Raw genomic sequence first — 16,784 nt, 5'->3', positions numbered from 1 at the left:
AAAATGTAGTTATGAAATTATACAGTACCAATAATCACGATTTAAGAATGGACTTCCAGTCTGCGGTTTTTAATAGCATGCCGGAGGATAAGGGGCTATATATGCCAGTTACTATCCCGGTTCTGGATCCGGAATTTATTGCTCACCTTGACCGGTATACACTGCCTGAGATTGCTTATGAAGTTGCTTTTGCCTTGTTGGGGGATGATATCCCGGCTGCGGATTTAAAAGCGATTATAACTGATGCCATCAATTTTGAAGCACCATTACATCCTTTGGATGAACAAACTTATGTGCTTGAATTGTTTCATGGACCCTCACTGGCTTTTAAGGACTTTGGTGCAAGATTGATGAGCAGGATCATGGCTTATTTCCTGAAGGACGGTGAACAGCTGCTGGATGTTCTGGTTGCTACATCTGGGGATACAGGTGGGGCGGTTGCTTTAGGTTTCCTTGGGGTAGCCAATACGCGGGTAACCATTTTATATCCTAAAGGTAAAGTGAGTGAGATTCAGGAGCTACAGTTATGCAGTAACGGGCAGAATATCCGGGCAATAGAAATTGACGGTACTTTTGATGACTGCCAGCACCTGGTGAAACAAGCTTTTGCTGATGAAGAACTGAAGAGTAAAAGAAGATTAACCTCTGCCAATTCTATCAATATTGCCAGACTGATCCCACAGACTTTTTATTATTTCAACGCTTTGGCCCAGTTATTCAGGAAAGGGAAAAGAAGTGTCGTTTTTGCTGTGCCGAGCGGTAATTTTGGAAACATTGCAGCAGGTTTGCTGGCTTATCGGATGGGACTTCCTGTGAAACAGTTTATTGCGGCTACCAATGCCAATGATACGGTTCCCCGGTTTTTAGAAACGGGTGTTTATGAAACCAGAGCATCGGTACAGACCTATGCGAATGCGATGGATGTCGGAGCACCCAGTAACTGGGTAAGGATTATGGCTATGTTTAAGGAAGACCGGGCAGCTGTAAAGGAAATGGTCAAAGGTTATCGTTATTCGGATGGGGAAACCGTTCAGGCTATCAATGATATATTCAAACGCTTTAACTATGTGGCTTGTCCGCATACGGCAATTGCCTGGCTTGCTGTACAGGAATATCAGCAGCAGTATCCTTCAGCTGACGATTCTTTTGTCTTTTTATCAACTGCACATGCCTGTAAATTCCCTGATATATTCTCTGAAGAGCTTGCTGCGCAGATCACTGTGCCTGCTCAGGTTGAGGAATTGAAAAAGAAAGAAAAGCTGGCTACGGCTATGAAGGTAGATTTTGAGTCTTTTAAGACCTTTTTGTTAGCAGCAGACCGCGTTTAGGCAGGCTGTTGCTATTTTATTTTTTTAAACCGCATGATCGCGATATCGCCCATCATAAAATTAAGGACGGTATCGCCCTTGACGGTATATTTATTTACTTTTTTCAATGTTTCAAAGAAGATGGCCTCTCCTTCACCCGGGCAGGCCATTTTTGTCATTGCCAAAGGCTGATCGAAATTAATGGAAGTATCATCTGCATTGAGTTTTCCCGAAAAAGAATTACAACTGCTGTTCCCACTAACTTTTTTATCGGAAAGACTGAATACTAAAGTTGGTTTATTTCCAGGATAAAGGCCGTTGAAAGCTATTCTTGGTCCTGAGATATAATTCAGCTCCCAGCTTCCTCCCAGTTTAGATAAATCTGAACTTGCTTCTACTGTGTTCTTTAAGGCATTACAGGATGTTAAAGTGCCTATAACCGTAAGTACCATCAATGTCGTCCTTCTCATATCATTCTTTGTAGAGTATGAAATATACAAAGAATCTGCCAAATATCATTTAGCAGAATGATTCTGACAATAAATTAGAAAACTGCCCTTGCAATTCTTTTGGTTGGTTCAGGGTTACTCATCGTGTAAAAATGTAAAACTGGTGCGCCAACTTTAATTAACTCTTTGCACTGCTGGATCATCCATTCTATACCAACTTCTTTTACGTCCTTTTCTGTTTTACATTCCTGTATAGCTTCGGTCAGGTCCTCGGGCAGGTCAATGTGGAAGATCTTGGGTAAACTAATCAGCTGTTTTGAGGAAGTAATAGGTTTTAGGCCGGGAATTATGGGGACATTTATCCCGTTTGCTCTGCATTGGGCAACAAAATCACAGTATTTGGCATTATCGAAAAACATCTGGGTAACGATAAATTCGGCACCCATTTCCACTTTTTGTTTCAGGTATTTAAAATCTGTTTTAAGATTCGGTGCTTCAAAATGTTTTTCAGGATAACCGGCTACCCCGATACAAAAGTCAGTCTGAAAAGCAGAGTGATCTTCAAATAAATAACGGCCCTGGTTCATGTCCGAAACCTGACCCAATAAATCGGTTGCATAGGCATGGCCACCTGGTGTAGGAATAAAGGTAGAATCAGCATGTCTTGCATCACCACGCAAGACCAATACATTGTCAATACCTAAAAACTGGAGGTCAATCAGGGCATTTTCTGTTTCTTCTTTGGTAAAACCTCCACAAATCAGATGTGGGACAGCATCTACCTTGTATTTATTCATGATCGCTGCACAGATCGCTACTGTCCCGGGACGTTTGCGATAGGAAACTTTCTCAAGCAGCCCATTATCATGTTGTTTGTAGATATAATCTTCTCTATGATAGGTTACATCAATGAAAGGAGGATTAAACTCCATTAAAGGATCTATAGCATTATAGATATCAGTAATGCTTTTACCTTTAACTGGCGGTAAAAGTTCAAAAGAGAACAGGGTTTTGCCCTTGGCATTGGTTATGTGGTCGGTGATCTTCATTTTATAAGTTTAATAAGCCAGATTCGGACTAAGCCATCTCTCTGTGTCTTCTAGGGTCATGTTTTTTCTTACAGCGTATTCTTCTACCTGGTCTTTAGTGATTTTTCCGAGGCCAAAATATCTGGACTGCGGATGGGAGAAGTAGAAACCACTTACGGCTGCGGTTGGATACATAGCAAAACTCTCAGTCAGGCGAAGACCTATTTTTTGTTCTGCGCCCAATAAGTCAAACAAGGTTTCTTTTTCTGTATGGTCAGGACAGGCCGGATAACCTGGAGCGGGACGGATACCTGCATATTCTTCTTTAATCAGGTCTTCATTACTCAGCTGTTCATCGGCAGCGTAACCCCAGTAGTCTTTACGGACCAGCTCATGCAGATGTTCTGCAAAGGCTTCAGCCAGCCTGTCGGCCAAAGCTTTTGCCATAATACTATTGTAATCATCATAGTTAGCCTCAAATTCAGCTACCATTTCATCACAACCAATACCTGTAGTGACTGCAAAACCACCAAAGTAATCCTGTTTACCATTTTCCTGGCCAGCCACGAAATCGGACAAGGCATAATAAGGTTCTCCTGCAACTTTTTCTGCCTGCTGGCGAAGGGTGTGAATGGTCACGGGTTTGCCGTCTACATCCAGGATGATATCATCGCCACTGGCATGTGCAGGCCAGAATCCGATTACTGCTTTTGCAGTCAGTAATTTTTCATCTACTATTTTTTGCAATAATACACGGGCATCATCATATAATTTTTTGGCCTCGTCGCCGACAGATTTATCATTGAATATTTTTGGATAACTGCCTCTCAGTTCCCAGGTATGGAAAAAAGGTGTCCAGTCAATATAGGGAACGAGGGTTTCCAAAGGATAGTCCTCAAATGTTCTGGTACCCGTAAATTTAGGTGCAGGAGCAACTAAAGCCGGGTCAATTACAAATTTGTCCGCCCTGGCTTCTTCCAGCGATTTGAAACGTTTATCTGAACGTTTATTCAGGTGTGCTTCACGCGCTTTATCGTATTCCTGTCTGATTCCATCTATATAACCGTCACGGGTTTCTTCATTCATCAGGGTACTGCAAACAGTTACACTCCTGGAAGCATCCAGTACGTGGATCGCAGGTCCGGAATAATTTGGTGCTATTTTCACAGCAGCATGGATCCTGGAAGTAGTAGCTCCGCCAATCAGCAGCGGAACGGTAAAACCTTCGCGTTCCATTTCTTTGGCAAAATGGACCATTTCATCAAGGGAAGGGGTAATCAGTCCACTTAAACCAATGATATCTGCATTGATTTCCTTAGCCTTTCTGATGATTTCCTGAGCAGGAACCATCACACCCATATCTACGATTTCAAAGTTATTACAAGCGAGCACGACACCGACAATGTTTTTACCAATATCATGGACATCACCTTTTACCGTAGCTAATAATATTCTTCCGGCAGATGAACTCTGATTTCCGTCGGGATTATCGAGTTTTTCCTGTTCGATAAAAGGAAGGAGGTAAGCCACTGCTTTTTTCATCACCCTGGCAGATTTTACAACCTGGGGAAGAAACATTTTTCCGGCACCAAACAGGTCCCCGACTATATTCATTCCGTCCATTAAAGGACCTTCAATAACCTGTATAGGACGGGCATATTGTTGTCTGGCTTCTTCTACATCGGCATCCAGGTATTCTATAATTCCTTTGACTAAAGAGTGGGAAAGACGTGATTCTACAGATTCTTTTCTCCATTCTTCATCTTTAACCAGTTCTTTTCCCTTAGATTTTACGGTTTCTGCAAAATCAACCAGTCGCTCTGTTGCATCCTCGCGGCGATTCAGAAGGACATCCTCTACGCGTTCGAGCAAATCGGCCGGAATAGCTTCATAAACTTCGAGCATTCCTGCATTCACGATCCCCATATCCAGACCAGCTTTGATGGCATGGAATAAAAAGGCAGAATGCATCGCCTCACGTACGGTATTGTTTCCTCTGAAAGAGAAAGAAATATTGGATACCCCGCCACTTACTTTTGCATAGGGCAGGTTCTCTTTAATCCAGCGTGCTGCATTGATAAAATCAACAGCATAATTATTATGTTCTTCCAGTCCTGTCGCAACGGTTAAGATGTTAGGGTCAAAGATGATATCTTCGGCAGGGAAACCGATTTCATCCACCAGGATATCATAAGAGCGTTTACAGATCTCTTTACGGCGTTCAAAGTTATCAGCCTGTCCATTTTCATCAAATGCCATCACGACAACGGCGGCCCCGTAATTCATGATCTTACGGGCACTTTCACGAAACTTATCTTCTCCTTCTTTCAGGGAAATAGAGTTTACAATACCTTTTCCCTGTAAACATTTCAGTCCGTTTTCAATCACACTCCATTTAGAGGAGTCAACCATGATTGGCAATTTTGAAATATCGGGTTCGGAAGCGATCAGATTTAAGAATTTAGTCATGGCTGCCTCCGAATCAAGCATCCCTTCATCCATATTTACGTCAATGACCTGCGCTCCACCTTCTACCTGTTGGCGGGCAACGGTTAAAGCGGCTTCGTAATCACCACTCAGGATCAGTTTGGAAAATTTAGGTGAGCCTGTAATATTGGTTCTTTCCCCGATGTTGACAAACATGCTGTCTGGGGTAATGGTTACGGGTTCCAGTCCGCTTAAACGCAGGTACCGGGGTATTTCGGGGATTTGTCTTGGTTTAACATTTTTGGCTTTTGCAGCAATGGCAGCGATATGCTCTGGTGTAGTGCCACAACAACCGCCCACGATATTCACAAAGCCGTTTTGAATGAAATCTCCAACCATAGAGGCTGTTTCATTAGGCATCTCATCATAAGCACCAAATTCATTTGGTAAACCGGCATTAGGATAAGCGGAGACATAACAGGGGGCTTTAGCCGACAGTTCTTCAATATGCGGTCTCATGTCTTTGGCTCCTAAAGCGCAGTTAAACCCAATACTTAAAGGGTGTGCATGTACAATCGAATTCAGGAAAGCTTCAACAGTTTGTCCGGATAATGTTCTGCCCGAAGCATCTGTAATAGTCCCGGAAATCATGATCTCGATTTTACGGCCGATTACTTCTTCGTATTTTTTAATCGCAAAGATTGCTGCTTTAGCATTCAGGGTATCAAAAATAGTTTCAATTAATAACAGGTCAGAGCCTCCGTCAACCAGACCTCTTATCTGCTGGTAATAGGCATCTACGAGTTCGTCGAAGGTCAATGCTCTATATCCCGGATCATTCACATCGGGAGAAATAGATAGGGTACGGTTGGTCGGGCCGACAGCACCGGCAACAAAACAGACGCGCCCTGGATTTGCGGCCATAAATTCTACGACAGCTTCGCGTGCTATTTTTGCACCCTCGAAACTCATTTCATAGTCCAGCTCCTCCATTTTATAATCCGCAAGGGAAATCCGCTGCGTACTAAAAGTATTGGTCTCAATGATATCTGTTCCTGCTTTCAGGTATTCGGTATGGATTGCCTTGATAATATCAGGGCGTGTAATATTCAGCAGGTCATTATTCCCTTTGACATCGCAGGGATGATTCGCAAAGCGTTCTCCTCTGAAATCTTCTTCGGTCAGGATGTAACGCTGAATCATAGTGCCCATAGCACCATCGATGATTAGTATTCGTTTTTTAAGCTCTTCTCTTATGCTCATTATCTGTATAAATGGTAGCCATTTTTCCGTATTGCAGGTCATTATTACCTGGTCAAATATGCGATGGAAAATTGTGTATAAACTGGCCTAATCAGAAATCCGGTGACGGATCGAATTAACTTATCTTTCAGGAACAAATAAATTGCTCGAGTAGAATGTAGCACCTTGTAAGCACAGGTTGCTAAGACTTCGTCGGGTCTAATCCCTCCGTCTTTCTTTATAAGCTGATGCAAAAATGCAACAAAGAAAAGTCAATTCCAAGAAATCAGCGATAAAGCGGTATAAAATTGCAAAATACAAGCAAATAGGAGGGGGCTTCGGAATAATGTTCTGTTAGATTTGGAGCAGGATGTTAAGTCACTATTTTACCTGGGGCCGATAAGCCCTGAGTTTTGTCTTTGTACATTGCATAATTAATAACCTTAAGGGAAGAAATTATGGCAAATGAAAGTAATAAACCCGAATTCTGGGAATCCAGCTTTATAGATAAACAGGAGATGTGGGGCCTGGAACCATCGAAGTCTGCAGTATTGACGAAGGATTTTTTTGTCAGTCAATCTGTGAAAAATATCCTGGTACCTGGAATTGGCTATGGAAGGAATGCGCAGATTTTCATAGAGAACGGAATAGCAGTAACGGGTATTGAAATTTCAAAAACTGCTATTGAAATGGCGGGTAAACATTACGGTACCCAGATGACTATCCATCATGGTTCTGTAACTGATATGCCATTTGATAAATACCAGTATGAGGGGATATTTTGCTATGCATTAATTCATTTATTAGCTGCCAGCGAAAGAAAGAAACTTATTCTGGACTGCTATAACCAAATTCAGAAAAATGGATATATGGTCTTTACAGCTATTTCGAAAGAAGCACATACTTATGGACAAGGTAAATTTGTCAGTAAGGACCGTTATGAAATATTTGATGGGGTAAAGATGTTCTTTTATGACACAGAATCAATCCATGAGGAATTTGACCAGGCTGGATTAGTTGAAATCACAAAGATTAAGGAGAGTCAGCCGTTCTTTATGATTAAATGCAAAAAAGCCAGTTGAGTTCTTTTCAACTGGCTTTCCTTAAAAATTATTAAGGTCTATTTTCTTCCACCGAATATTCTTAATAAGAACAGGAAGATGTTAATGAAGTCAAGATATAGGGAAAGAGCACCCATGATAGCTAATTTCTTAGCATCATCCGCAACCATTGCTGTACCATTCTCTTCGATACCAGCACCGATACGTTTCAGTTTCTGAACATCATAAGCGGTTAAAGCTGTAAACAAAGCTACACCGAAGAAACTCATGATATAATCAAACCCCGGGCTTTTCAGGAACATATTCACTATAGTTGCAATAACTAAACCAACTAATCCTACCATCAGGATCGGGCCGAATTTACTTAAGTCAGTATTAGTAGTATATCCAAGGATCGCCATTAAGCCAAATATTCCGGCTGCAGCTGCAAAACATCCTATTACAGAAGCTGAGGTATACATCAGCAGGATGAAACTCAAACTAACCCCTGTCAGTACCGAATAAAGGATGAAAACACCTAATAATGCACCATAGGAAAGTCTGCTCAGTCCGGCACTCATTAAAAGAACCAGTGCCAGAGGAGAAAACATGGCTACATAACCTAAAATTGATAAACCACCTGTTTGTCTGTTGATCAGGTAATTCAGCATTTCAGGGGTATTTGCCATATAAACAGCAGCAAGTGTAGATATACCCAGTGCGACGAACATCCACAAAAACACATTGGCAAAGAATTTCTTTGCAACAGTTCCTGATTGGTTTTCCACAAAAACTGATTGTTGTGACCAATTATTATTATTGTTATCCATGTTATTTCTAATTTTAATTAAATATACGAATCTATTTGTATCAGCAAAAGCTATGCCCCTAGTCTTTTTGTCAGAATTTCTTCAACTTTATGATAGATCTGGAGTGGTTTGATTGTTCTCCATGCCAAATCGTCAAGCTCACCGCCAAAGTTAATATAGTAATCGATATTACTGCTTCTGAATTCTTCTATGACATGAGGGTTAAAATTCAGACCGGTGATCCACCCATCTTCTACATCCTGGAACCACTCTTCATAATAGCTGTCTTCGGAGGCATGAAAATTAAGGATGTTTTCGCCGATCAGGATAAATTTATTTATTCCTTCATCAATCATGAGCTCCAGTATTTCACGTTTCAGGAGCATAATATCATTTCCAATGGCATCATTCCATTCTCCGATAAATTCAATGATGGCATAATGATGGTCATAATCGACATACAAAACTTTAAGATAAAGGGTATTTGACCCAAAATCATCCCACTGGGGATGAATCAAAAAGTTATATAGCTGTTTATCGAAATAAAACTCGGAGTACTCTGTGTTATAAAAAGGTGACAGGGGATCTTCTGCGGCTATATAGTCGTCACGCCAGCGGTAAAATGGTTCTATTTCGTGCATATTTTTTTATTTATTACCGGCCTCCACAGCTTTTCTGACGCTTCCGTAACGGATCAGGAGATCTTCAGCCTGTTTATAGCCGATATGAAGTTCATTCATCACCATCTGTGTACCTCTGTCAACGAGTTTTGAATTGGTTAATTGCATATCAACCATCCTGTTTCCTTTAACTCGTCCCAACCGGATCATCACAGTAGTACTCAGCATGTTCAGTACTAGCTTTTGTGCCGTCCCCGATTTCATGCGGGTAGATCCTGTTAAGAATTCAGGTCCAACAACTACTTCGACCGGGAAATCACTTGCTTCTACTACCGGGCCACCTTCATTACAGATAATACAACCGGTCAGCACCCCGTTTTCTCTTGCCTTTAACAGGCCACCAATTACGTATGGAGTGGTGCCGGATGCAGCAAGGCCAATCAGGCTGTCACCAGAATCTATATTGAATTTTTCTAAGTCTTTCCAGGCTTGCGTCTGGTTATCTTCAGCATTTTCTATCCCGCGTCTGAGTGCTTCATCACCTCCGGCAATAAGGCCAACCACCAGATCGGCAGGAACGCCAAAGGTCGGCGGGCATTCGGAAGCATCCAGTACACCTAATCTGCCACTGGTACCTGCACCGATATAAAATAATCTGCCTCCGCTTTTCATCTTTTCTGCTATAGCACTGGCCAGTCTTTCAATCTGAGGCAGAGCCTTTTCTACTGCTAAAGGAACTGTTTTATCCTCGTTATTTATTCCCCTCAGAATCTCAATTACTTCCATCTGATCAATATCATGGTATTTTGATTCTTGTTCGGTGATGCGTATCATATTATTTGTTTTTTGATAAAAATCGGCAATTTCTTTCTAATGGGGAAATTATGAATGTAAATCGGCCGGAAATAGGACCGGATATTTATAAACATCGTGGTTTATGATAAAAAGATGAAACAATTATAATTCTGTATAGGTTAAACTCTTAGTGTAATTTCATAACTTTGTGCAACTGCTATTTCATGAAACCAACTACCCGTAAAAATCTATTTATTGCTGTCACTTATTCTGTTACTTTAATAGGTGGTATGTTCTTGGGTTATAAGTTTTTAAAGGATCAGGGTTTCACGTTTGAACGTCATGTTCAGTTTGTAGATAAGAACTCTGATAAAGTAGATGAAATTATCAATCTGATCAATAAGAATTATGTGGATGAGATTAATGCAGACACCTTAAGTCATCTTGAAATCGACAGCCTTTTACATAAGCTCGATCCGCATAGTGTCTATCTTCCGCCAGTCAAAGCAAATGCGCAGTCAGATTTACTGGAAGGTAATTTTGAAGGCATTGGAATTGAGTACTACATTCTTAAGGATACACTGCTGGTCACTAATGTAATCAAAGACGGACCGGCTGCAATGGCTGGCCTGAAATTAGGGGATAAAATTCTGAAAATCGACACACTTCAGGTGAGTGGAAGACATCTCACCAGGGATAAGATGATCGGCAGGATTAAAGGGAAGAAAGGGACTGCTGTACAACTGGTAATTTTACACGCTGGTGCAGTACATCCGGTTTTACTGAATGTGAAACGCGGCCGTGTGAGTGTCAGCAGTATTGATGCTGCTTATATGATCAATGCAGATGCCGGCTATATCAGGATCAGTGAATTTGGCGCAAATACAGATAAGGACTTTGTGGAATCGGTAAAAACACTGAAAGCAGCAGGAATGAAGAAACTTATTCTGGACTTGCGGGACAATGGTGGGGGGTACCTGACTGCCGCGACAGGTCTGGCCAATCAGATCCTTCCGGAAAATAAATTGATTGTGTACACCGAAGGTAAACATGAACCGCGTACAGATTATATTGCGACAGGGGGAGGGGAGTTTGAAAATGGTAAACTGGCTGTACTGATCAATGAGAATACGGCTTCAGCAAGTGAAATCCTGGCTGGTGCAGTTCAGGATCTGGATAGGGGGATAATTATCGGACGCCGCTCTTTTGGAAAGGGCCTGGTACAGGAACAGTTTCCTTTTGGAGATGGTTCGGCGCTGAACCTGACTATTGCAAGATATTACACACCGCTGGGCCGGAGTATTCAGAAGTCTTATAAGAAAGGATATACGGCCTATCAGAATGAGATCGATGACCGTTATAATGACGGTGAGCTTACTGATAAACCGGTTGCTTCGAAAGACAGTCTGCGCAGAAACCTGGCATTTACAACCGGATCAGGAAAAAAAGTTTTTGCCGGTGGTGGTATAGAACCGGATATCTATGTGAAAATGGATACCACGGGGATGAATAAGCTGTATAGCTCACTGCTGACTAAAAAGGTGCTTTTTGATTATGTATTTGATATTCTGGCTAACCGCTACAATGCAGCATACCTGGAGCAGAACCTGGCTACTTTTACGATCAGTGAGACAGATTATAAGGACTTTGTGAAATATATTCAGGCTAAGAATATTGTGATTGATCCTAAGCAATTACAGGCTGCGAAACCGGTGATCTACAACGACCTGAAAGCACTTCTTTTCAAATATCATTTAGGGGAAGCCGGTTATTATAAGGCTTTAAACTTAAATGACAGTATGGTTAAGCAGGCTATTTCTAGTATGCAATAACTATACTGTCATTTTGTAGAACCTGTTTATTTGATTAAACAGGTTTTTTTTGCTCTATTTCTGTCTGAAATAAATCTGGATCGGCACTCCTGAAAAATCGAAGTGCTCACGTAATTTATTTTCAATGAAACGTTTGTAAGGCTCTTTGATGTACTGTGGCAGGTTACAGAAGAAAGCAAACATCGGTGAAGTCGCATTGATCTGCGTCACGTATTTTACTTTAATATATTTTCCTTTTAGTGCTGGCGGCGGATATTTTTCAATGATCGGCAGCATGACATCATTCAGTTTTGAAGTAGGAATTTTCTTACCTCTGTTTTTGAATGTTTCCAGTGCTACTTCAATGGCTTTGAAAATACGTTGTTTACTCAATACTGAAGTAAACACAATTGGTACATCTGTGAATGGCTGTAATTTTGTGCGGATCTGTTCTTCGAAAGCTTTCATTGTTTTGTTATCTTTCTCAACCAGATCCCACTTGTTAACCAGGATCACAATACCTTTTTTGTTTTTCTCTGCTAAATGGAAAATATTCACGTCCTGCGACTCTAAACCTTCGACCGCGTCAACCATTAGTAATACTACATCAGCCTCTTCAAGGGCTTTAATAGTACGCATAACGGAATAAAACTCGATGTTCTCTTTTACTTTTGTTTTCTTACGAAGTCCGGCTGTGTCAATGAACATAAATTCATGTCCGAACTGATTGTAGTGAATATGGATTGAATCTCTTGTTGTACCAGCAATAGGGGTAACAATGTTTCTTTCCTGGCCCATTAAGGCATTGATCAGGGAAGATTTACCCACATTTGGTCTGCCGACTATGGTCAGTTTTGGTAAAGCATTTTCTTCAACTACGTCATCTTCAAAGTGAGAGATCACTTCATCCAGTAAATCACCTGTACCCGAACCTGTCATAGAAGAAATTGAATAGATCTCTCCTAATCCGAATCCGTAGAATACAGCTGCATCATTTTCCAATGATGTATTATCTACTTTATTTACAACGATAAAAACGGGTTTCTTGCTGCGGCGTAATAGCTGGGCTATTTCATCATCCAAATCTGTAATTCCAGTGATTACGTCTACCATAAACAGGATAACGGATGCTTCTTCGATCGCAATAACCACCTGCTCACGGATGGCTGCTTCAAACAGATCTTCAGAATTAGCTACATAACCACCTGTATCGATTACAGTAAATTGTTTGTGTGTCCATTCGGCAGTGCCGTAATGACGGTCGCGTGTCACACCACTGAAATCATCAACAATTGCTTTACGACTTTCTGTTAAGCGATTAAAAAGGGTCGATTTGCCTACGTTTGGTCTTCCGACGATTGCGATAATGTTACTCATGTGTTTTGTGAATTGTATTAATTATTAAGGGGTTGCAAAGGTAGGTTTAATTTTCGTACCCGAAACTTTTTAAATAGTTCTTTTTACTTCTCCAGTCAGGAAGTACCTTTACGAAGGTTTCAAGGAATACTTTCTGATCTAAAAATTTCTCAATATCCTTACGTGCTTCAGTACCAACTCTTTTCAGCATTGAACCGCCTTTGCCAATCAGGATGTTTTTCTGGGAATCACGCTCTACTATAATCTCTGCACTGATCCTGGTGATCTTCTCTTCTTCTTTAAAAGAGGTAATCACTACTTCTGTACTATAAGGAATTTCTTTCTGATAATTATTGAAGATCTTCTCTCTGATGATTTCAGATACGAAAAAACGTTGTGTCTTATCTGTAAGATCTTCTTTATCATAATAGGGTGGATGCTCAGGAAGGTATTCGAGTACTCTTTCCATGATACCATCTAAATTGTATTTATGTAATGCAGAGATCGCATAGATATGTTTAGGCTTCAGCAGTTCCTGCCAGTAAGCTTGTTTTTCTTCTACCTGCTCCTGTGTTGCCCCGTCAATTTTGTTGATCAGCACAATCATAGGAATGGTCGTATTGATTATTTTTTCCAGTACATCATTCTCATCATGCTGTTCATTAATGTCTGTTACAAATAAAATTAAATCTGCATCACTTAGTGCACCTTTAACAAAATTCATCATAGAATCTTGTAGTCCGTAACGAGGTTTTATGATGCCGGGAGTGTCAGAAAAAACAATTTGAGAATTTTCTTCGTTGACAATTCCTAAAATACGGTGACGGGTAGTCTGGGCCTTCGGTGTGATAATCGATAGCTTTTCCCCCACCAGAGCATTCATTAACGTGGATTTACCAACATTTGGCTTTCCTATTATGCTTACAAAACCTGCTTTATGCGACATTGAATTTTTTTTTAAAATAAATTTGCATTGCAAAGAAACGAAATATATCTTTGCAGACCAATTTAAAACAAAGGAAGATTTAATCTTTATGCGTTTTATTTTGATAAATAGTGCGGGGTGGAGCAGTTGGTAGCTCGTCGGGCTCATAACCCGAAGGTCATCAGTTCGAGTCTGGTCCCCGCTACCATAGAGAAGTCTGACATGCAAATGGCTCAGCTTTAAAATGGCCCGTTCGTCTACCGGTTAGGACGCCAGATTTTCATTCTGGAAATAGGGGTTCGATTCCCCTACGGGCTACAATGAAACGCTAGTTTAGGCTAGCGTTTTTAATTAACACATAGTGCGGGGTGGAGCAGTTGGTAGCTCGTCGGGCTCATAACCCGAAGGTCATCAGTTCGAGTCTGGTCCCCGCTACCTGGAAAGCGTTTAAATTGAAAAGTTTAAGCGCTTTAATTTGAGGCCCGTTCGTCTAGGGGTGAGGACGCCAGATTTTCATTCTGGAAACAGGGGTTCGATTCCCCTACGGGCTACGAAAACTCTCCCGTCCATGGGATAAGCATTGGAGAGTATTAAAAAAAAATATTAAAAGCCTTCAGATTTTTCTGAAGGCTTTTTTATTTACTGCCAGAATTTCTACATTTAGTTTGTTCCAAACTATTTAAGATGTTAAGAAAAGCGCTCTATACTTATCCGAATATTAACCGATCTGAGATAATTGATTTAGTTCAAAATACTCAATTTATTAAATTGAGTAATGAATCTGCTGTCCGAACAATTTTTTTTCAGCGATTTAAAGACAGATATAATGGTGTACCTGTTTTTTCGTGATATACATGTAAAGAATTTGAAAAATTTAAGAAGGCTATACCTTTATTCAGGATAGAGCCAATTGAAGTTTATAATCATGGAAAATTACGTCAGACTAACGAAGGGATTATTCAGTATGATTATGAGCAGCATCAAATAAATGAGGTTATTTTCCATTTGTTAAAAAATAAAAGTTTAGAAAAAATATCGACTATTGATGGAGAATGTGGTTTCACCTATCTGGATGAACACAACGATATCCTTGATAAATTTAGTGTAAATCTATTTGAAGAAATAAACCCTTTAAAGCTGGATGGCGAAATTGCTGATTTAGCCCTTCAAGGTAGCGTGTACTGCAGGTGGGAATATTCTGCTTCAGAAACAAAAGAGATGGCGGTAGAATTTATCGACATTATTACCGAAAGACGTTATGAAGATTTTAGAGTATATAAATCAACAATGGATTGGAATGGATATATTTTAGGATTTTTCGTAGCCTATTTTTTATTTGATGAAGGAAAAGGTGAGTTTTGGATACTATCAAAAGACGACTTCGATTAAATCACTTTCGAAAAAGTTCGGACTTTGTAGGTTTTATGCCTCTTAATATATGATAAGCTTGTTAAGCGAGAATATTCTAATTTAGAAGCTCAATCTAAACATGAGGTGCAAAAACAATAAATATAAACAGATGAAAACTAAGAAGTTGATTTTGTATATTTAAGAGTTGCCAGTAATGTAAGACGAGCGTACAACTACGACTGTTTTAATTCATCCGCTGCTTTTCAAAATTATTACTGACAGAAAAACTTAAAGTAAGGGAATGATATATAATGATGAAATAATATTGCGGAAGACAGAGATTTCTGATTTAAATACCTTCTTCATCTTTCAGCTGGACAGTGAAGCAAACTATTTAGCTGCTTTTACGCCGAAAAACCATACGGACAAAATAGCCTATCTTCAGAAATATACAAAATTCCTGACTGATCCGACCATCAATATGCGGACAATTATGATGAATAATATTATCGTTGGAAGTGTCGCAAAGTTTGAAATAGAGGGTGAGGCAGAGATTACCTATTGGATTGACAAAAAAGAATGGGGTAAAGGTATCGCAACAAAAGCACTTAAAAACTTGATGGCTATTGAAAATACCAGGCCCGTTTTCGGACGTGTTGCATTTGATAATTTAGGGTCACAAAGGGTCTTAGAGAATTGTGGTTTTGTGAAAATTGGGACTGACAAGGGTTTTGCCAATGCCCGACAGGCAGAAATAGAAGAATTTATTTATAAGCTAAGCTAGCAATAACATTCGATGCATCATCAAGAATTTGAACCTCCTGAAGAGCTAAGGGATACCATTAAGTGCTTTTGGTACAACAGAAGAGATTCCGGAGAAGAGCAATCGGGGTTTGAGGTACAACCTGATGGTTATGCCGAAATTATTTTTCATTTCGGAAGCGGCTGCAGTATTTCTTCTAATGGAAGTTTAAAGGCATTGCCATCGCCATTTATGATGGGCTTACTCGATCAGCCTGTTCTTTTTTATGCGAAAAACCGGTTAGAAATCATTGGTGTCAGGTGTTTTCCCTGGACAGTGTTCGATTTGCTGGGCTTGCCTTCCGGTAAAAATGGAGTGTATATATTTGAGCATCCCATCGCTCAGCTTCAACCCATCCTGGCGCAATTGATGGAAGCCGGCAGGATAGATGAGGCGCTGGCCGAGGTGAAACAGTATTTTTTGAATGCACAGTCGCAGGTTGCTGCTAACAGTATGTTATTCAAGGCGGGTGCAGCAATGAGAGAAGCAAAAGGCACTATGCCGGTAAGTCAGGTGGCAGCGGCGGCTCATGCGACGGTTCGTACCTTAGAAAGGAAATTCAAACAGTCTTCTGGTTATACTGTTAAAGATGTATCTGGTCTGATACGGTTTGAGCAGGTACGGAATCAATTATGGCTTGATCCGGATGCTAACCTTGCAGCCTTAGCCCATGAGTTTGGTTATACAGATCAATCTCATCTCAGCAGGGAATTCAAACGCTATAGTGGTGTTACGCCGGCGGCATTTGGGCGAAAAGCAAAGAAGGAGAAACAAAGCAACGATTTTGTCGCGTTTATACAAGCCTAATACGGCAGTATTCCAG

Annotated in this window: 14 protein-coding genes, 4 tRNA genes and 1 riboswitch; of the genes, 10 read left to right on the top strand and 8 right to left on the bottom strand. The window is 40.5% G+C overall.

Annotated features, from left to right (window positions below):
- The first annotated feature begins 11 nt into the window (after window positions 1-11).
- Window positions 12-1,328 (top strand): threonine synthase, encoded by a 1,317-nt coding sequence (thrC, locus tag HDF25_RS17770; protein ID WP_184627189.1) that lies wholly within the window; start codon window positions 12-14, stop codon window positions 1,326-1,328.
- A gap of 11 nt (window positions 1,329-1,339) precedes the next feature.
- On the opposite strand, the gene HDF25_RS17765 is transcribed toward thrC, so the two are convergent.
- From HDF25_RS17765 to metH, 3 genes are all read right to left on the bottom strand, one after another.
- Window positions 1,340-1,777, bottom strand: a complete 438-nt coding sequence (locus tag HDF25_RS17765; RefSeq protein WP_184627187.1) for an META domain-containing protein — start codon at window positions 1,775-1,777, stop codon at window positions 1,340-1,342.
- Window positions 1,778-1,851: 74 nt separating this feature from the next.
- A complete protein-coding gene (metF, locus tag HDF25_RS17760) occupies window positions 1,852-2,805 on the bottom strand; it encodes a methylenetetrahydrofolate reductase [NAD(P)H] (protein WP_184627185.1) in 954 nt (317 codons plus the stop codon).
- A gap of 9 nt (window positions 2,806-2,814) precedes the next feature.
- Window positions 2,815-6,474 carry a methionine synthase gene (metH, locus tag HDF25_RS17755; RefSeq protein ID WP_184627183.1) on the bottom strand — a complete coding sequence of 1,220 codons (3,660 nt, stop codon included), beginning with the start codon at window positions 6,472-6,474 and terminating at the stop codon, window positions 2,815-2,817.
- Between the two features lie 117 nt (window positions 6,475-6,591).
- Window positions 6,592-6,700: riboswitch (SAM riboswitch) on the bottom strand.
- Window positions 6,701-6,911: 211 nt separating this feature from the next.
- Here metH and HDF25_RS17750 point away from each other — a divergent pair.
- Entirely contained in the window at window positions 6,912-7,535 is a 624-nt protein-coding gene (locus HDF25_RS17750; RefSeq protein ID WP_184627181.1) for a class I SAM-dependent methyltransferase, read from the top strand.
- 38 nt (window positions 7,536-7,573) lie between these two features.
- Here the strand turns inward: HDF25_RS17750 and HDF25_RS17745 are convergent, their stop codons facing one another.
- Genes HDF25_RS17745 through murQ form a run of 3 tightly spaced genes read right to left on the bottom strand, consistent with a single transcriptional unit; the run spans window position 7,574 to window position 9,756 of the window.
- Window positions 7,574-8,323 (bottom strand): Bax inhibitor-1/YccA family protein, encoded by a 750-nt coding sequence (locus HDF25_RS17745; RefSeq protein ID WP_184627179.1) that lies wholly within the window; start codon window positions 8,321-8,323, stop codon window positions 7,574-7,576.
- A 50-nt stretch (window positions 8,324-8,373) separates the two neighbouring features.
- A complete protein-coding gene (locus HDF25_RS17740; RefSeq protein WP_184627177.1) occupies window positions 8,374-8,943 on the bottom strand; it encodes a hypothetical protein in 570 nt (189 codons plus the stop codon).
- A 6-nt stretch (window positions 8,944-8,949) separates the two neighbouring features.
- Window positions 8,950-9,756, bottom strand: a complete 807-nt coding sequence (murQ, locus tag HDF25_RS17735) for an N-acetylmuramic acid 6-phosphate etherase (RefSeq protein WP_184627175.1) — start codon at window positions 9,754-9,756, stop codon at window positions 8,950-8,952.
- 185 nt (window positions 9,757-9,941) lie between these two features.
- On the opposite strand from murQ, the gene HDF25_RS17730 reads away from it, so the two are divergent.
- Complete coding sequence (locus HDF25_RS17730) at window positions 9,942-11,549, top strand: S41 family peptidase (protein ID WP_184627173.1); 1,608 nt, start codon at window positions 9,942-9,944, stop codon at window positions 11,547-11,549.
- Window positions 11,550-11,603: 54 nt separating this feature from the next.
- Here HDF25_RS17730 and der read toward each other — a convergent pair whose 3' ends face one another.
- Window positions 11,604-12,905, bottom strand: coding sequence for a ribosome biogenesis GTPase Der (gene der / locus HDF25_RS17725; RefSeq protein ID WP_184627171.1), 1,302 nt, complete (start codon window positions 12,903-12,905; stop codon window positions 11,604-11,606).
- Window positions 12,906-12,951: 46 nt separating this feature from the next.
- Window positions 12,952-13,830 carry a GTPase Era gene (era, locus tag HDF25_RS17720; RefSeq protein ID WP_184627168.1) on the bottom strand — a complete coding sequence of 293 codons (879 nt, stop codon included), beginning with the start codon at window positions 13,828-13,830 and terminating at the stop codon, window positions 12,952-12,954.
- A gap of 111 nt (window positions 13,831-13,941) precedes the next feature.
- On the opposite strand from era, the gene HDF25_RS17715 reads away from it, so the two are divergent.
- The 7 genes from HDF25_RS17715 (at window position 13,942) to HDF25_RS17685 (ending at window position 16,768) form a co-directional block, all read left to right on the top strand.
- A tRNA-Met gene (locus HDF25_RS17715) sits at window positions 13,942-14,017 on the top strand.
- A 38-nt stretch (window positions 14,018-14,055) separates the two neighbouring features.
- Window positions 14,056-14,127: transfer RNA gene (locus HDF25_RS17710), tRNA-Glu, on the top strand.
- Between the two features lie 44 nt (window positions 14,128-14,171).
- Window positions 14,172-14,244, top strand: a tRNA-Met gene (locus HDF25_RS17705).
- Between the two features lie 44 nt (window positions 14,245-14,288).
- A tRNA-Glu gene (locus HDF25_RS17700) sits at window positions 14,289-14,360 on the top strand.
- Between the two features lie 454 nt (window positions 14,361-14,814).
- Window positions 14,815-15,198 (top strand): hypothetical protein, encoded by a 384-nt coding sequence (locus HDF25_RS17695; protein WP_184627166.1) that lies wholly within the window; start codon window positions 14,815-14,817, stop codon window positions 15,196-15,198.
- Between the two features lie 262 nt (window positions 15,199-15,460).
- Entirely contained in the window at window positions 15,461-15,943 is a 483-nt protein-coding gene (locus HDF25_RS17690) for a GNAT family N-acetyltransferase (RefSeq protein WP_184627164.1), read from the top strand.
- A gap of 12 nt (window positions 15,944-15,955) precedes the next feature.
- On the top strand, window positions 15,956-16,768 hold the full coding sequence (locus HDF25_RS17685; RefSeq protein WP_184627162.1) for a helix-turn-helix domain-containing protein: 813 nt from the start codon (window positions 15,956-15,958) through the stop codon (window positions 16,766-16,768).
- The last annotated feature ends 16 nt before the right edge of the window (window positions 16,769-16,784 follow it).

The organism is Pedobacter cryoconitis, from assembly GCF_014207135.1.
In the GTDB taxonomy this organism is placed as follows: Bacteria; Bacteroidota; Bacteroidia; order Sphingobacteriales; family Sphingobacteriaceae; genus Pedobacter; species Pedobacter cryoconitis_D.
This window is presented reverse-complemented; position numbering and strand designations above follow the sequence as displayed.